This window comes from Corynebacterium sp. 239_CJEI (assembly GCF_001055995.1).
GTDB lineage: Bacteria > Actinomycetota > Actinomycetes > Mycobacteriales > Mycobacteriaceae > Corynebacterium > Corynebacterium jeikeium_D.
In genome coordinates, this window is sequence record NZ_JVOW01000034.1 from 54,217 (window position 1) to 67,786 (window position 13,570).

At 58.6% G+C, this 13,570-nt stretch carries 15 protein-coding genes and 1 tRNA gene; 7 read left to right on the forward strand and 9 right to left on the reverse strand.

Going from position 1 to position 13,570, the window contains the following annotated elements:
* Positions 1–2: 2 nt before the first annotated feature.
* On the reverse strand, positions 3–626 hold the full coding sequence (locus ADB08_RS09820; protein WP_049172812.1) for a hypothetical protein: 624 nt from the start codon (positions 624–626) through the stop codon (positions 3–5).
* 287 nt (positions 627–913) lie between these two features.
* Here ADB08_RS09820 and ADB08_RS09825 point away from each other — a divergent pair, with 287 nt between their 5' ends.
* From ADB08_RS09825 to ADB08_RS09840, 4 genes are all read left to right on the forward strand, one after another.
* Positions 914–1,324 (forward strand): HAD-IA family hydrolase, encoded by a 411-nt coding sequence (locus tag ADB08_RS09825; protein WP_038627918.1) that lies wholly within the window; start codon positions 914–916, stop codon positions 1,322–1,324.
* Entirely contained in the window at positions 1,324–1,815 is a 492-nt protein-coding gene (locus ADB08_RS09830; RefSeq protein WP_049172814.1) for a DUF6912 family protein, read from the forward strand. Before ADB08_RS09825 ends, ADB08_RS09830 begins: the two co-directional genes overlap by 1 nt.
* A 329-nt stretch (positions 1,816–2,144) precedes the next feature.
* Positions 2,145–3,209 carry a flavin reductase family protein gene (locus tag ADB08_RS09835; RefSeq protein WP_049172816.1) on the forward strand — a complete coding sequence of 355 codons (1,065 nt, stop codon included), beginning with the start codon at positions 2,145–2,147 and terminating at the stop codon, positions 3,207–3,209.
* 69 nt (positions 3,210–3,278) lie between these two features.
* Positions 3,279–4,619: a fatty acid desaturase family protein gene (locus ADB08_RS09840; protein WP_049172818.1), complete on the forward strand. Its 1,341-nt coding sequence runs from the start codon at positions 3,279–3,281 to the stop codon at positions 4,617–4,619.
* Here ADB08_RS09840 and ADB08_RS09845 read toward each other — a convergent pair.
* Genes ADB08_RS09845 through aroA form a run of 3 tightly spaced genes read right to left on the reverse strand, consistent with a single transcriptional unit; the run spans position 4,616 to position 8,515 of the window.
* A complete protein-coding gene (locus tag ADB08_RS09845) occupies positions 4,616–6,001 on the reverse strand; it encodes a chloride channel protein (protein WP_049172820.1) in 1,386 nt (461 codons plus the stop codon). The two genes, ADB08_RS09840 and ADB08_RS09845, sit on opposite strands and share 4 nt — an antisense overlap.
* On the reverse strand, positions 5,988–7,034 hold the full coding sequence (gene rsgA, locus ADB08_RS09850) for a ribosome small subunit-dependent GTPase A (RefSeq protein ID WP_049172822.1): 1,047 nt from the start codon (positions 7,032–7,034) through the stop codon (positions 5,988–5,990). The genes ADB08_RS09845 and rsgA overlap by 14 nt, the downstream gene beginning before the upstream one ends.
* Positions 7,035–7,036: 2 nt before the next feature.
* Positions 7,037–8,515: a 3-phosphoshikimate 1-carboxyvinyltransferase gene (gene aroA / locus ADB08_RS09855; protein ID WP_080971514.1), complete on the reverse strand. Its 1,479-nt coding sequence runs from the start codon at positions 8,513–8,515 to the stop codon at positions 7,037–7,039.
* Positions 8,516–8,585: 70 nt separating this feature from the next.
* Here aroA and ADB08_RS09860 point away from each other — a divergent pair, with 70 nt between their 5' ends.
* Positions 8,586–9,281 (forward strand): SOS response-associated peptidase, encoded by a 696-nt coding sequence (locus ADB08_RS09860; RefSeq protein ID WP_049172825.1) that lies wholly within the window; start codon positions 8,586–8,588, stop codon positions 9,279–9,281.
* Positions 9,282–9,320: 39 nt separating this feature from the next.
* Here ADB08_RS09860 and ybaK read toward each other — a convergent pair whose 3' ends face one another.
* Positions 9,321–9,833 (reverse strand): Cys-tRNA(Pro) deacylase, encoded by a 513-nt coding sequence (gene ybaK, locus ADB08_RS09865; protein WP_049172827.1) that lies wholly within the window; start codon positions 9,831–9,833, stop codon positions 9,321–9,323.
* Positions 9,834–9,931: 98 nt separating this feature from the next.
* On the opposite strand from ybaK, the gene ADB08_RS09870 reads away from it, so the two are divergent.
* Both ADB08_RS09870 and rsrA read left to right on the forward strand, forming a co-directional pair.
* Positions 9,932–10,561 carry a sigma-70 family RNA polymerase sigma factor gene (locus ADB08_RS09870; protein ID WP_049172829.1) on the forward strand — a complete coding sequence of 210 codons (630 nt, stop codon included), beginning with the start codon at positions 9,932–9,934 and terminating at the stop codon, positions 10,559–10,561.
* A 20-nt stretch (positions 10,562–10,581) separates the two neighbouring features.
* Positions 10,582–10,866, forward strand: a complete 285-nt coding sequence (gene rsrA, locus ADB08_RS09875; protein ID WP_065421675.1) for a mycothiol system anti-sigma-R factor — start codon at positions 10,582–10,584, stop codon at positions 10,864–10,866.
* Between the two features lie 160 nt (positions 10,867–11,026).
* Here rsrA and ADB08_RS09880 read toward each other — a convergent pair.
* The 4 genes from ADB08_RS09880 to ADB08_RS09890 form a co-directional block, all read right to left on the reverse strand.
* A tRNA-Ala gene (locus ADB08_RS09880) sits at positions 11,027–11,099 on the reverse strand.
* A 364-nt stretch (positions 11,100–11,463) separates the two neighbouring features.
* Complete coding sequence (locus tag ADB08_RS11900) at positions 11,464–11,538, reverse strand: 50S ribosomal protein bL37 (RefSeq protein ID WP_014300525.1); 75 nt, start codon at positions 11,536–11,538, stop codon at positions 11,464–11,466.
* A 76-nt stretch (positions 11,539–11,614) separates the two neighbouring features.
* The gene (locus ADB08_RS09885; protein WP_016422223.1) at positions 11,615–11,884 is read right to left on the reverse strand and encodes a WhiB family transcriptional regulator; all 270 of its coding nucleotides are present in this window, start codon (positions 11,882–11,884) and stop codon (positions 11,615–11,617) included.
* A gap of 485 nt (positions 11,885–12,369) precedes the next feature.
* Entirely contained in the window at positions 12,370–13,569 is a 1,200-nt protein-coding gene (locus ADB08_RS09890) for a diacylglycerol/lipid kinase family protein (RefSeq protein WP_239660058.1), read from the reverse strand.
* Position 13,570 lies beyond the last annotated feature (1 nt).

Here is a 13,570-nt window from a genome sequence, read left to right on the forward strand (position 1 = left end):
CACTAAAGCACCCGAAACGCGGTCATGGTCCATGGCCGCGTTTTTGCTGTTCCGCGGCGGAAAGTGCCCGTGAACGCGCGAACGCGCGGACCGACACGGCAACTACCCAGGAACTCGACCTTCTTGCCGTCCGCGGAAGCGCTGGCGTGAAAGGATTGCAACGCGACACCCTTGAGGCTGGTGTTTTTCGACAGCGTGAGTATCGCAGCGTGAATAATCGGGTCGATATTGATGCGACGTAGATCGTTGACTCGCCTGCGACCCGCGATGATGTCGAAGACGCGGCGAGTAATCGTGCCAAGCTCCTGTCTCAGATTCTGTTCACAGTGCTGGACGACGTGCGGTGTTTGCGGCGTCTTTTTTGCAGCAGGAGCGGCCGCGACGGGCGGTAATGCCGTCATGACAGCGGCTCCGGTGGCAGCCGAGCATCCGCTGTAGGTCGGTGCCACTTTTGCGGTTTGAGAGGCGGCGGCATTAGCTGACTGGCCGAGTTGAATTGTGTGGAGAAGCGAAAAGCCCGTTGCCGGTTCAATGGATTCCCTGCCACTGGAGCGGTGCTCAGCGGCGTGCGACAGCGCGTAAGGCATCGGTGTCTGAGATTTTGGTACGTGAGACGTTGGTGCCATGGATTAATCCCCCTAAAAACTCTCCATTGGCAAGTTCCCCCTTGCTGAAGACCATTGTCCTACAAGTGCTTTAAGTGTGCAGCTTGTGAAGGGGAATTCACGGCCGGCGTGGGGGGATTGTGGAGAAGGCGCAGTCGCGAAATGGGCTGAGTGTTTCGCTGTTAATGGTCCTATCGGTTTCCGTCAAGGCCGTTCTGGTCGTCTACAAATGGGCGTAACGAACAGCCAATTAACACGCTGAACTGGAAAAAAGGCAAACGTGCAGGTCATGCGATAAACTACAGGCCATGCGCGGAATGATTATCGATTACTGTGGTGTCCTTGACGGCACGGATGAAGACCAGGCACGTTGGCGTAATTTGCTGGTAGAGGCGCGTGCAAATGGTGTTGGCCTGGCAGTCCTGTCGAATGACCCAGGTGGCCCATCGGCGGATCCGATTCGCAAGCTCGAAGATGAGGGCCTGGTAGACGCAGTTGTGCTCTCTGGTGAAATTGGCCATGAGAAGCCTTCGGCAGAGGCTTTTAATGCAGCCGCTGCGGCTATTGAACTGCCGGCACGGGACTGCGTGTTGGTAGATGATTCGATTGAGAACATCCATGCGGCCGTCTCTAACGGCATGGTGGGAGTCTTCTATCAGCAGTTCGACCGCGCAGTGGTCGAGATTGCCGGTCTGCTGGGTCTCGAGGGCGAGTTCTAATGCGCGTCTATATCCCAGCGACTTTCTCCATGCTTGAGGCGCTTAAGGAGGATGAGCTCTTCCACGCCCGCGGTGGTTGGGGCTTTGCTGTCACTGAAGCGCTGCGCGATTTCTTTACTGAGGGCGATGATGAGGAACTGGCAGACGTAGCCTTTGATGAGGCTGCGCGTGCGTCGCTCCGTCTGCTCGATGCCGCAGAAGAGAAGTTCCCGCACCGTCGAGTGGTCATTTCCGTTGATGTGGAGGCGGAGCCGCAGTCGGATATGGGAGATGCTGTGGTTAAGGTCGGCGGCCCAATTTCGCTTGCCGACGTTGCAGCTCTCCACATTGATGTGGAAGAGGCGGAAAGCAAGGTTGAGGCTGCGATTGATGCCGTCGATAAGGCAGATCTCGGTGACGAGGATGCGGAGCTCACTGTCGGCGATGCGCTGGAGATCCCGCTGGCGTGGTACGACGTAGCTGAGCTCGGCATGGTGGTCGACTTCCTGTAGTAGCGCGTGCTCGGCGTTAAAGAAGGGGACTGGGTTTAGGAACCCAGCCCCTTTTTTGTATGGCACAAGTGTTTTCAGTGGGGGTATAAAAGACGGGATTGTTTTGTGTGGATAAGCTCCATGTCAAAGGGGGTGTTTCGCACGGGAGTGGGGGTAATGACAATTTCGCTATTTGTGTCAAAATCATTTGTTTCTCTTGACCAATAACTTACCGCTCCGTAGTCTACGTCTAAGTAACCTACGGACACGTAATAATGAATCGGGTGGGGCATGCCTACTGATGAACAGCGTTATTACTTGTTCGCCCGTGACAGTCAGGAGGGCCAAAAATGGGGCTTAAGACCAAAGTTTCCCGGGTATTCAAGCATTTATCCACGCCACTTTTGCCCGATGATTACACGCATTTGCTAAATCCGCTGTGGTCAAGTCGCGAGCTGCGCGGTCAGATTGAGGCCATCAATCCCACATCTCCTACTTCAGCAGAGTTGATAATCCGTCCGGGTTGGGGGATGCCAACAGACTTCAAGCCAGGCCAGTTCATCGGACTTGGCGTAGAGGTCAAGGGGAAATACCTGTGGCGTTCCTACTCGCTGACAAATGCGCCGCGGCCTCATGACGGGCTGCTGACTATCAACATCCGTGCGCTAAACGACGGCTATGTGTCCCAACACCTCGTCGCCAATGTCAAGCCGGGTACTGTCGTCCGCCTGGCTGCCCCGGCTGGGGATTTCCATCTTCCGGAGCCGCTCCCAGCCCGCATTGCGTTTGTTACCGCAGGCTCCGGCGTAACTCCGGTGATTTCCATGCTGCGTGATCTTTCAGCTCGCAATGCCTCAGTGGAAGTCGAGCACATTCACTCCTACCGCGGCGAGGCAGAAGCTGTGTTTGTCAATGAGCTTCGCGAGCTGGAACAGTGCAGCGCTACTAGCGCGTTGAAGTATCGCCTGCATGCCCGGAATACGGAGACGCAGCCGCGGATTGACGCTGCGGCGGTTACCGACATCATTGCTGACTTTGGAGCGCTGGCATCGTCGGCAAGCGCCTACGCCTGTGGTCCGGTTGAACTGCTGAAAAACCTTGAGCCGGAGTTTCCCGGGCTGCGGACGGAACGTTTCACCGTTGACCGCTCGGCGGCAGGGGAGGTCGGCGGCACGGTGAGTTTAGGCAGCCGAGGCGATATCGACGTAGACGGTGCAACCACCATCCTGGAGGCGGCCGAGAGCGTCGGGGTTGACCTGCCGTACGGCTGTCGGATGGGAATTTGTGCGACGTGCGTGCAGCAGCTCTCCGACGGCGCAGCGCGGGACATCCGCACCGGTGCGACGTTTGTGGCGGGGGAGCGGGTCCGAACGTGCGTCTGTGCGCCGGCGGGGCACGCGCGTATCGAACTGTAAGTTCGCCCCACATCTATCTCAACCTGTATTAACCAGGAGAAACTACCTAAAGGAGTTGGGACCCTTCCCATGGCAATTTCTGATATCGCATCGTATGCGCACTTGAGCGAAGAAGACGTCGCAGAGATTGGGCGTCGATTTGCGGAAATCGAAAAGCAACACCGCGATTCGCTGGGGCAGAAGGATGCTCGCTACATCCGCACGCTCATCCGCATTCAACGCACCCTTGAGGTGACTGGTCGAGGTCTGCTGATGGTACCGACAGCCGGCATGGCCCTGAACAAACTAGGGATGCTGCCGAAGTCGTGGAAGAACACCGCGCACTGGGGTTTCAAATGGGCGGGTGCCTCAGCGCTGGGGCTGGCAAAGATTTTGGAAAACCTCGAAATCGGCCACAACACCATGCACGGTCAGTGGGACTGGATGAATGACCCCGAGATTCACTCGGCCACCTGGGAGTGGGACAATTCCTGCCCATCCAGCGGGTGGAAGCACTCCCACAACTTTGTCCACCACAAGTACACCAACGTGCTCGGTATGGACAACGATGTGGGATATGGCATTCTCCGGGTGACTCGTGACCGCCGTTGGAAGCCATCGACGCTGCTGCAGCCGGTGACAAACGTGGTGTTGGCCAGCCTTTTCCAATGGGCAGTGGCCTTCTATGACGTCGAGCTCGGGCGCGTGTTCGCCGGCAAGAAATCCTGGGATGAGGCCCGACCGCAGCTCATGGAGGTGCTCAACAAGTCGGGGCGCCAGGTGCTCAAGGACTACGTTCTCTTCCCGGCGATGGCGGGTCCGCGTTACCGTGAGGTGGCCTTTGCGAACATGATGGCCAACCTCGCCCGTAATCTTTGGGCCTACGCGGTCATCTTCTGCGGACACTTTCCGGATGATGCCGAGACTTTCACCAAGGAGCAGTACAACACCGAGGACAAGAGTGAGTGGTATTTGCGCCAAATGCTGGGCTCGGCGAACTTCCACGGTGGGCTGGCGCTGTCGGTGCTCTCAGGAAATCTGAATTACCAGATTGAGCACCACCTGTTCCCGGACATGCCGTCCAACAGGCTCGCGCAGATTTCGAAGCAGGTTCAGCAGATCTGCCGGGAATACGACCTGCCATACAACACGGGGTCGTTCCCGAAGCAGTTCTTCCAGGTCCAGCGCACGCTGCTGAAGTTGTCGCTGCCGGATCGTTTCTTAGTCGCTGACCCGGACAACGCCCCAGAGGTACGTTCGGAGACGGCGTTCAAGAAGTATCCGCAGGTTGAAGCGGAGCTCCAGTCCAGTTCCCCGCAACGCAAGGGCTTAGCGACGGGCCTGCGAATGCTCCGCCGTCTTCGCCCAGGTGTCCGGGAAATTGTCCGGGCCTACACCGGTCGCTCGACGCACACTGCTGCGCGCGGTTAGCCCTCGGCCCGCTTGCGAACCGCAGCCGCGACTGCTGGTTCGCGGTTCCATGGCATTGATTGCTTGTGGGGGAGCCGTAGCCAGGCGCGAATCATGGTCACGGTCAGCGTCGCAGTTGCACCAGCGAGGAAGAGTGCTAAGTAAGCCGAGGAATTCTGGCCGGTGAACTCCACGGTCACGATCAGTGCGAAAAGTGGGGCTGCCATGGACGCCGACAGGAAGGCCGCCGCGCCGAGAATCGCAAAGTCGCTCAGCGGAACTGAGGGCATCAATGGCTGTACGAAGCAGCCGACGATGAAACCGCTGAGCGCGCCAAGGGCAAAGCCGGGAGTCAAGAGACCACCGACGGCACCAGAACGGAAAGTAACGAGAACCGCGATAGCTTTCGCAATCAGCAGGATGACTGCAAAACCCAGCAGCGGGCGGTCCATGAGAACTGTGGTCGCAGCGATACGGCCATTGCCCAATACTTCTGGAACCCACAGTGAAATCACACCAACCAGTGTGAATGCGAGGGGGATGGCCCAGGCAGAGTGCCAGCCAGTCGGTGCTGTGTCCGACATTCGAGAGCTGAGAATGCGAAATGCGTAGCCAATGGCACCGCAGATAACACCGATGAGCAGTGCTGCCCCGAGGTTGCCCCAGCCGTCTGAGAGATTAATTGGGCTGTAGAGCGGGCTACTGCCGACCACGATGCCCGACGTCACCGTGGCGATGGCTGAACACGCCAGCACCACCATCACCGCGGTAATGCTCAGTGAGCCCAGCAGAATCTCCAACGAGAAAACCGCTCCAGCCAACGGGATGTGATAAATCGCCCCCAGGCCGGCACCGGCTGCTGCTGCGACCAGAATACGGCGGTGTAGCGGATCGATGCGCAGTCGATGCGACATCTGTGAAGCCACCATCGCACCGAGCTCACGCGGGGCATTCTCGCGTCCCATGGATGCACCTGCAGCGACGGTCGCCATCTGCAAAAACACATTGACAAGAGTTGACCACACAGGCATGGGGCGGCCGTGCATGCCCGCTTCAACGCTTTCAACAGGCTTCGCCTTTGTGCGAAGAGCTGCCCAGATTGGTCCTGCAATCAGCCCCGCCAACACAATTCCGACAAAGCGCTGTAAACCAGTGGTGCCATCGGTTACGACCGCTACGTCACCCTCGTGCTGCCCGTAGACCGCGTACTCGATGCCGTGCATGATCAGCGCGAGCCCGGCAGCTCCGAGCCCCGTCGCAAGACCCACGATAAGCGTGTAGATGCACAGCCGAATCCAACTGCCGGGAGCGGGGTAGAGTCCGGAGCCCGCTTTGTCCGACTCAGCACCAGCCGCGGCTTCAGAGGGCGTCTCCACAGAATCGGTGTGGCTAGTCTCTTTCAATGTCCAGCTCCCAGTCCTCGTTGTCGCTGATGGCGCTCAACAGGCGACGCACGGCCATCGCTCGACGGTGCTGAACTCCCTCCAGCTTGTCGAGGGCGCACTCTGGATCCGCGGGCGGCCCCAAATGGGTGCAACCACGTGGGCATTCATCTGTCGCTGCCTGGATATCTGGAAACGCCGCCAGCAGCGTCTCCGGTGTCACATGAGCCAGACCAAAGGAACGAATGCCCGGGGTATCAATAATCCACGACGCCGCATCGTCATCGCTTTCCGACGGCAACATCAGCGCCACCGACTGCGTGGAGGTATGGCGGCCCTTACCCACACCACTAACTTCGCCGGTCTCACGGTTGGCTTCGGGAACAATCCGGTTGACGAGGGTCGATTTCCCCACGCCGGAATGCCCAACCAAAGCTGTCACTCGTCCTGGGGCATCGATGAGTTCTGACAGAGGAGCCAAGTCATCATTAATACCGCAGACAACGACATCCACTCCGAGTGCCGAGAACTCCCCGGCAAATTCCTCTGGGTCGGCCAGATCGGATTTAGTCAGACAGAGCACGGGGCGGACACCGCCGGCGTAGGCCGCGACCAGCGCGCGTTCGACAAAACCGGTGCGAGGTTCAGGATCGGCGACTGCGCACACAATGAGCAGCAGGCTGGCATTGGCCACGACGATGCGCTCATACGGGTCATTGTCATCGGCGGTGCGACGCAAAACCGTGCTGCGCTCTGCCAGCTTGACGATGCGGGCCAGTGTGCCCGCACGGCCGCTGACATCGCCTACGACACCGACACGGTCACCGACAACGATATTGGTGCGGCCGAGCTCGCGGGCACGCATGCATGTCACTGCAACATCAGGGTTGTTATCGAGGACTACACCCCAACGACCACGATCCTTGGTCACCACCATGCCCCAGTGGGCATCGGCGTGGCGGGGGCGATCCTTCGTCCGTGGTCGCGACCCTTTACCGGGGCGGATGCGTACATCGGACTCGTCCCATTGCCGTCCACGCCTGCGTGCCGCCACTGTTATTTCCCTGCCTCGGTTCCGTTGTCCACACCATCAATTCGAGCTTCGACTGACTTTTCCAACGAACTAGGGCTGGGGGAGGCCAGTCCGAGCATCTCCAGCCAGCGCAGATCGAATCCAGGCATGGTCTTAGCAGTGGTACCGATATTTTCGACTTCCACGCCCTCCGTGCGCAGGCCAACAATGGCACCAGCGGTGGCCATTCGATGGTCGGCGTAGCTGTGCCAGAGACCACCGTGGAGCGGAACGGGGTCGATCGCAATGCCGTCGTCAAGCTCGGTCGCGCGACCGCCGAGACGGTTGATTTCCGTGGTGAGCGCGGCGAGACGGTTGGTTTCGTGACCGCGCAGGTGTGCGATACCCGTCAGCTCGGTGCGGGTAGTGGCCAAGGCGGCGATGGCCGCGACGGTGGGGGTCAGCTCGCCAACCTCGGACATGTCCATCGTGATTCCGCGCAGCTCCGACGGCTTTGGGCCCACGACGGTGAGGCTGGTGTGGCCACCTTCGTGACGGTTGAACGTCACGGTAGCGCCCATAGCGGTGAGGATCTCGCGGATGCGGTCGCCCGGCTGCGTGGTGTGCTCTGGCCAGTCGGGCACGGTGACGCTGCCACCAGTGACAGCCGCAGCGGCCAGGAAGGCGGCGGCGTTGGACAGATCAGGCTCGACCTGCCAAATACGACCCATCATTTCGGTCGGGTGAATGGTGAACGTTGTGCGTGGTCCCTCAGGTGTGTCGGCCGTGGTCTCCTCGACCTGCACACCGGCCTCGCGAAGCATGTCCAGGGTCATGTCAATGTGCGGGCGGGAAGGAATCTCACCGGTCGGGCGAAGTACCAGGCCACGGCCGTAGCGCGGTGCTGACAGCAACAGACCAGAGACGAACTGGCTCGAAGCCGAAGCGTCAATTTCCACTTCGCCGCCGATGTCCGGCAGATCCTGCTCCTGGACCGAGTCACCGAGGCGGTTGCCCTGATTCGGCCCCTGCGGATTGACCGTGAAGGGAAGCCCATTGCCCGCGATGTTCACACCGAGGCTGCGCAGGGCATCCAGCACGGCCGACATCGGGCGAGCCTTGGCTTCTACGTCGCCTTCGAAGAACACCGACCCCTGCGCAAGAGCTGCGATAGGTGGCACGAAGCGCATAACCGTACCTGCGAGACCACATTCCACGACACCACCGCGAAGCATGCGTGGAGTGACGCGGAGCGTGTGGTTCGGGGCACCCGAATATGTCGAGTCGGCACTGATGTCAGTTCCCAGGGCCTGCAGTGCGCGAATCATAAGATCGGTATCGCGAGAGCGCAGAGCACCATGGATAACCGATGGTGTCGAAGATATCGCCGCGATGACAAGGGCACGGTTCGTAATCGACTTCGAGCCGGCAATCTGCACCGTGGCGCTAAAAGGCTGTCGACCGGCCTCGGCACCGTCGACACTTACAGTAGGGGCGGACCAATTCTGATTTTGGGAACACACACAACCAATTATGGAACACTTTCACTCCATACCTCGACTAGAGGGGGAGTCAACGGCACAATCAGTTGGTATGTGTGGTCGTTTCGTCAATTTCACAGTCGCCGAAGAACTGCTCAGCACCACGGCTGAGATTCCCGGTTTGGCGCCCGTGCGTGCCGACGGCCCGTTGCCCACCTCCCGCTACAACATCGGACCGACCATGCCAATAGTTGCTCTTGCCCGCGAGCACCCCGGCCGCACAGGAACCATTGCTGCCACCGTGCGCTGGGGTTTAATTCCGCAGTGGGCCCGCGAAGTGCCAACAACACCTTTCTTCAATGCTCGTGCGGAAACCTGGCAGTCCAAACCGACTTTCCGGGACAGCCTGCCCTGCGCAATCCCCATGAACGGTTGGTACGAGTGGAAGAATCGCCAGCCCTACTTCGTCAGCTTCAGCGATGACGCACCGCTTTTCACCGTCGCGGGGCTGTGGGCGCGCTGGGGCGATATCGTCTCCGCCACAATTCTCACCACCGACGCCGTGGGACAGCTCGCGGATCTGCATCATCGTATGCCGCGCGTGCTTGCCGACGACGAAGTCAGTGACTGGTTGGATCTCTCGGCCTGGGCAGCAGACGGAAATGTTGGCATGACCAGCGCAGAAGTGGTGGACAAGCTGACCATCCGACCGGTCAACCGCGCCGTCGGCAATGTTGCGAATGAAGGGCCGCACCTGCTGAATGGGCCCGATGGAGCAGCACCCGGCCACAACGAGGAGCTGTTTTAAGGCCGTATCAGCGGGGAGGTTGCAGGAGTAGCCGCAGGGTTAGCGGGCGATGTCGGCGACCGTGGCGTCGCAAAGCGAAACCAGATCAGCGGGTGACAGTTCGATGTCCCACCCGCGGCGACCACCGGAGACAAACACAGTGTCGGCGAGAGTGGCTGTCTCATCAATGACTGTGGGGAGCTTGCGGCGACCGCCAAGCGGGGAGATGCCGCCGGGAGCGTAGCCGGTGGCAAGTGACGCGTCATGGGGGTCGGCCATCGTTGCCTTGGAAGCCCCGACAGCCGCGGCGGCGGCCTTGAGGTTGAGCATTCCGGTGGCGGGGACGACGGCGATGGCCAGCCCAGTGCGTTTGCCGGATAGCTCGATAATGAGAGTTTTGAAGATGCGTTCGGGCTCGACTCCGAGATGCTCTAGTAGCCAAGAGGCGGCCTCTTCGCCGAAGTTGTCGCTGCCGTGGGGGAATTGGTGAACGTGGAAGTCGATTCCGGCGTTCTGACAGACGGCGATTGCCGGGGTGTCGGCAGCGGATTTCTTGGCGGACTTCTTCGACATAATTTCCCATCGTTGCACACCAGTGCAGCTACGCGACGAAATGCCTGGTGACGGGGGTCTGGCCGACTCGTGGGTGCGGATGTTTTAGGATAGGTAGCATGTCAGGTGATCAGACAGGAACATCGGCCATCCGGACTGATGAGTCGGATGAGGAGCTTGCGCAGCGCTTTGAGCGTGATGCCATGCCGCTTTTGGATCAGCTCTATGGAGCGGCGCTGCGGATGACACGCAACCCCGCCGATGCCGAAGACCTGGTGCAGGAGACCTATATCAAGGCTTTTCAGGGCTTCCGCTCCTACAAGCCGGGCACGAATCTGAAAGCGTGGCTCTACCGCATTCTGACGAATGCGTACATCAACAGCTACCGCAAGGCGCAGCGACGTCCTGCCGAGTACGCCACCGATGACATCACGGATTCACAGATCGCGGAAACCGCGTCGCACACTTCGATAGGGCTGCGCTCTGCTGAGGTTGAAGCGCTGGAAAAGCTTCCTGACGAGGAAATTCGTGACGCTTTGATGAGTCTCAAAGAGGACTACCGGATGGTGGTCTACTACGCCGATGTCGAGGGATTGCCCTACAAGGAGATCGCCGAAATCATGGGCACGCCCATCGGAACTGTGATGAGTCGGCTCCACCGTGGAAGAAAACAGCTCCGAGACGCGTTGCACAACGTAGCCGTGGAACGTGGATTCTTGAAAGAAGAGAAGGGAGATTCTCCGCGATGAGCCGAGAGTCGAGCCAAGATATGGAGCAGACGCCAGAGCGCGGACACGCCTGTGAAGATGCTTTCTGTCAGGATGTCCACTCGCGCCTACACGCATTTTTGGATGGAGAGTGTGATTCGGAGGAGCGCCGCTTTCTCGAGGAACACATTCACAAATGCCCTCAGTGCTTGGAAGAGTTCGGTTCCGAGCAAGCTATACGACGGCTGCTGCGCCGGTGTTGCCAGCAACCTGCCCCTGAGGACCTCCGTCAGCGCATTACCACTCGGATTCGCGTGTCCTATACGCGGGTGGAGTACCGCGGATAATTGCTGGCAGCTAGCTTTTGGTGCGTCATCTTTTGGCGCGTATTCCTTTGATGCTTAATGCGATGTTGCGTAATACGGTAATACGGTAATACGGTAATGCGTAATGGGAAAATCCCAGGTCACGGTGATGTGGCCTGGGATATTTTTGTGGAGCTATTTGTGGAGCTAAGGGGAATCGAACCCCTGACCTTCGCATTGCGAACGCGACGCTCTACCAACTGAGCTATAGCCCCATTGCTTTCGAGCAACCTAGCTGGAGCTGCTGTAAAAGCTCTGTTTTCAGACGTTACTCCGGTGGGGTTTGGGCTCCAAACTCGCTGGTAAGGTTCTGGCGGATGGTTAATCCGGAAAGCGAGGATGCGGTATCGACGAGGCATCGAAAAGGTGTTGAAAGTGACTAGGTTTATGACAAAAAACCGCGGGTGAATTCAATTCATGTGTCATGAACCTAGTCACTTTCAGACCTGCTACCCGTTGAGGTATCCGCTGGAGGCTTAAAAAACTCCACCCCGTCCCTCGGTGCAATACCGAGTTGTGCTGGAGTGGAGTGAGATGTCTTAGCCGGTGATGGCTAAGACTGCTGCAACTAAGGGCAACTTAGCTGTTCGGACGCTTGCCGTGGTTAGCCTTGTTCTTACGGCGGTCCTTGCGCTTACGGCCACGCTTGCTCATAGCTGGGCTCTCTTTCTATCGGGTTAAACAGGTATCAACCGGTATAGATTACACGGTACGAGGGTAAGTCCTTTAATTAGACCGTGGTGCTGGTGCGAGTGCGACGGGTGCGGCCGCGGTTGCGACGGCGCTTCAGTGCGCGACGCTCATCCTCGCTCATGCCGCCCCAGACACCTGCATCCTGGCCGGTCTCAAGTGCCCAGGCCAGGCACTGAGCAGTAACGGGGCAACGGTTGCAAACGACCTTGGCCTTAGCAATCTGGGCGAGGGCCGGGCCGGAGTTACCGACCGGGAAGAACAGCTCCGGATCCTCTTCACGACAAACGGCCTTGTGACGCCAATCCATGACAAACTCCTAAAACATTACGAGCCCCGGGTGAGGGCAGGGTTAAATTTCCTTGCGGGAAGGCAGCTCCGGAAATGGATTTCGTCAGACACGACAAATCGCCGTATCTCAACGAAGGTTGGGGTTCATTCCCGGTTGCCCAGGGGTATTAGGCATCTTGGGAGGGGCCACCTGTTCCATCGCCTATACGACGTGAAAGGTAGTGGGGACTCACCAAAGAGTTTGCGCCTAAAAAGGCGAGACTTGCATGGTTACACAACCAGTGAACTGCGTGCCTGTCTCGCTGACGATTTACATGTTTTCACGACTGGGACGGTTCGTAAAGAGCAAAATGAATAAAAGTGCCAAACCTCACAGAAAAGTGAAGTTTTGGTTAAAACGCCAGGTCAAAACTAGCCCTTTGTGGGGGTGAAATTAGTTTTGGTAATTGCAGTAGTGAGGGTGTATGGCGCATTTTTGTTGGCTTGTCAGTAAACAGTTGCAGTTTAAGCCGGGTTTGCCTCGGTCTTTTGGCTAGTACTGAACAGTCGGCGTGTGCGATCCATGACCTTTTTGGTCACCACAACGAGCAAGCGCTCGTCCACGGGGCGGGTAGCGACTTTCTTGGTGAACTGGTCCTCGGTGTAATCGTCGGCACGCGCCACAAAATTGATAGCGCCTTGCTTAACACGGATGTTGAGGGACTCACACTGATTGATGTACTCGCCGTCCAACTGGAGACGAAGTGGGGCAGTAGCGGTGAGCTCGATGTGCTGGGCGTTGTCGACGCGTCGTTCGCGGGCTTCGACGTGGAAGGGGGAACGCAGTCGGGTGAAGAAACCGGCCAAATTGGCTGCGGCGACAAGTCCCGTCACTCCCCTCAGGGAAGTGAAGCCATAAAAGCCCAGGCCTCTGCGTAGGGACACAGTGGGGTTGGTGACGATGGGGAGGTCGCCGAGGAATGTCCAGGGATTGGAGTTGGACACCACGGCCATTGCGAGATCACGGCCAAACTCCGTGCCGTCGATAGTTGCAGTGATTTGTGGCGGGCTTTTGCGCAACTCGTTCCATGCGGTGAAAATTGCCGGCAAATAGCGCACGGCTTTGGCGCGGGTGCCGTTATGTCGGAGCTGTTCCATGGTGGAAATGACTTCCGCATCGATGCCGATACCGGCATTGACGACGAAGCATCGCTCTGCTGCATGTCCAACGCTAATAGCGCTGCGGGTTCGGGAGCGCAGCAGGCTTGCGATGTACCACGCGGCATCTACGGGGTCGCGGGGAATGCCCAACGCACCTGCCAAGACGTTGGCGCTGCCTGTGGGAATTGTTGCGATGGCAGGCAGGTCAGTGGCAGGCAGTGCGGAGAATGGGTTGGAGTACATGAGCCCATTGACAATCTCGTTAATGGTTCCGTCGCCGCCGAGGGAAATAATGACGTCGTAATCGCGAACCGTTATTCCCGCGACCATTTCCTCAGCATGGCCGGGGTAAGCGGTGAACATGGATGTCAAGCGGATCCCATCGACTGAGCGAAGCGCCCGCACAATGCTGGGCATGCGTCGAGCAGAGTTACTGGTCGAATTCGGATTGGAGATTAGCAACGCACGCACAGGCACCAAGAGTAGTGCATGAATAGACCTGTGATGGGTGCATTGGTCGACTTGCCTCCAGAGTGTATTCATCGGTTCGCACCGGGCTAACATG